This is a genomic window from Promicromonospora sp. NPDC060204 (assembly GCF_042728455.1).
Classification (GTDB): Bacteria; Actinomycetota; Actinomycetes; order Actinomycetales; family Cellulomonadaceae; genus Promicromonospora.
This window is the reverse complement of sequence record NZ_JBHWZO010000451.1, coordinates 1-1840: the sequence shown is the minus strand read 5'-3', so window position 1 is coordinate 1840 and position 1840 is coordinate 1. Positions and strand designations below refer to the sequence as shown.

Here is a 1840-nt window from a genome sequence, read left to right as displayed (position 1 = left end):
GAACCCTCCGGTGCCCGCCCACCACCCCGAGCCGCAGGAGGAGCCATGGCCGTCACCACCCCGAAGGCCGCTCACGGTGCCCTTGACCCGAGCATCCGCACCACGAGCGTCCCGTTCTCCGTGCGGGAGGACACGCACGGCGGGGGCGACGTCGCCACGCCCGGCCCGGCCGGGCCCGTCGAGACCTCGCGCGCCCGGAGCAAGCCGCCCGTGCCGCCGAGCGGCGCGTGGCGCGAGGGTGACGACCCCGGGCGCCGGCAGTTCGCCGACGTCGGCTCGTTCGAGCTGGAGGCCGGCGGCCGCCTGCCCGCCGTCCGCGTGGCCTACGAGACCTGGGGCACGCTGAACGCCGACGGCTCGAACGCCGTGCTCGTGCTGCACGCCCTCACGGGCGACTCGCACGTGACCGGCGAGGCCGGGACGGGGCACGTGACCCCCGGGTGGTGGAGCCAGATGGTCGGCCCCGGCCGGCCCATCGACACGGACCGGTACTTCGTGGTGGCGCCCAACGCGCTCGGGGGCTGTCAGGGCACGACCGGGCCGTCGTCGACGGCGGACGACGGGCGCCCGTGGGGCGGCCGCTTCCCCTACATCACGACCCGCGACCAGGTGGCCGTGGAGATCGCGCTGACCCGCGAGCTCGGGATCCGGTCGTGGGACCTCGTGATCGGCGCCTCGATGGGCGGGCTCCGCGTGCTGGAGTGGGCGCTGCTGGGGCCCGAGTCCGGCGTCCCCGTGCGCAACCTCGCCGCGATCGCGACCACCGCCCAGACCGGCGGGGACCAGATCGCGTGGGCGCACCCGCAGCTCGCCGCGATCCGCGTGGACCCGCGCTTCCGCGACGGCGACTACTACGACGCGGCCGACGACGACGGCCCGCACACCGGCCTGGGCATCGCCCGCCAGATCGCGCACACGACGTACCGCACGGGCTACGAGCTCGACCAGCGCTTCGGGCGCCTGCCGCAGGGCGGCGAGGACCCGTTCGCGGGCGGGCGGTTCGCCGTGCAGTCGTACCTGGAGCACCACGGCGACAAGCTCGCGCGCCGGTTCGACGCCAACTCCTACCTGGTGCTCACCGAGTCGATGCTGTCGCACGACCTGGGCCGCGACCGCGGCGGCGTCGAGAATGCGCTGAGCCAGATCACCGCGCGCACCCTGGTGGTGGCGGTGGACAGCGACCGGCTGTTCCCGCCCGCCCAGTCCGCGCGGCTGGCCCGCTGGATCCCGCAGGCGGAGTCGCTGCGGATCGTGACGAGCGACGTGGGGCACGACGGGTTCCTGGTCGAGGCGGACCAGATCGGCCCGATGGTGAGCGAGTTCCTCGGGTAGCCGTCGCGCGCGCCGTCGGACACAGGCTTAGCGTGGCCGTATGGCAAAGCTCAATCCGTACCTCAGCTTCAAGTCCGAGGCCAAGGACGCCCTGGACTTCTACCGGTCCGTGCTCGGCGGCGAGCTCACCGTCAGCACCTTCGGCGAGAACCCGATGGAGGGTATGCCGACCCCCGACGAGGACAAGGCCCTCGTCATGCACGGGCAGCTCGACGCCCCGGGCAACCTCACGATCATGGCGGCCGACACGCCGTCGTTCATGGAGTACGTGGCGCCCACCAGCGGCGTCACCGTCTCCCTGACCGGCGGCCCGGACGACCACGACTACATCAAGGGCGCCTACGAGAAGCTGTCCGACGGCGCGACCCCGGGCCAGCCGCTCGAGCTCGCGCCCTGGGGCGACTACTACGGGGCGCTCACCGACAAGTTCGGGATCTCCTGGATGTTCGACATCGGGACGGAGCAGTCCGCCGGGTGATCTTTCGTCCGTTCAACCTACCTGGCCCGC

2 protein-coding genes are annotated in these 1840 nt (G+C 73.1%); both read left to right on the top strand.

Annotated elements, in window-relative coordinates:
* Positions 1-45: 45 nt before the first annotated feature.
* The gene (locus tag ACFWEJ_RS28595) at positions 46-1332 is read left to right on the top strand and encodes a homoserine O-acetyltransferase (RefSeq protein ID WP_377232539.1); all 1287 of its coding nucleotides are present in this window, start codon (positions 46-48) and stop codon (positions 1330-1332) included.
* Between the two features lie 40 nt (positions 1333-1372).
* A complete protein-coding gene (locus ACFWEJ_RS28590; RefSeq protein WP_377232538.1) occupies positions 1373-1810 on the top strand; it encodes a VOC family protein in 438 nt (145 codons plus the stop codon).
* The last annotated feature ends 30 nt before the right edge of the window (positions 1811-1840 follow it).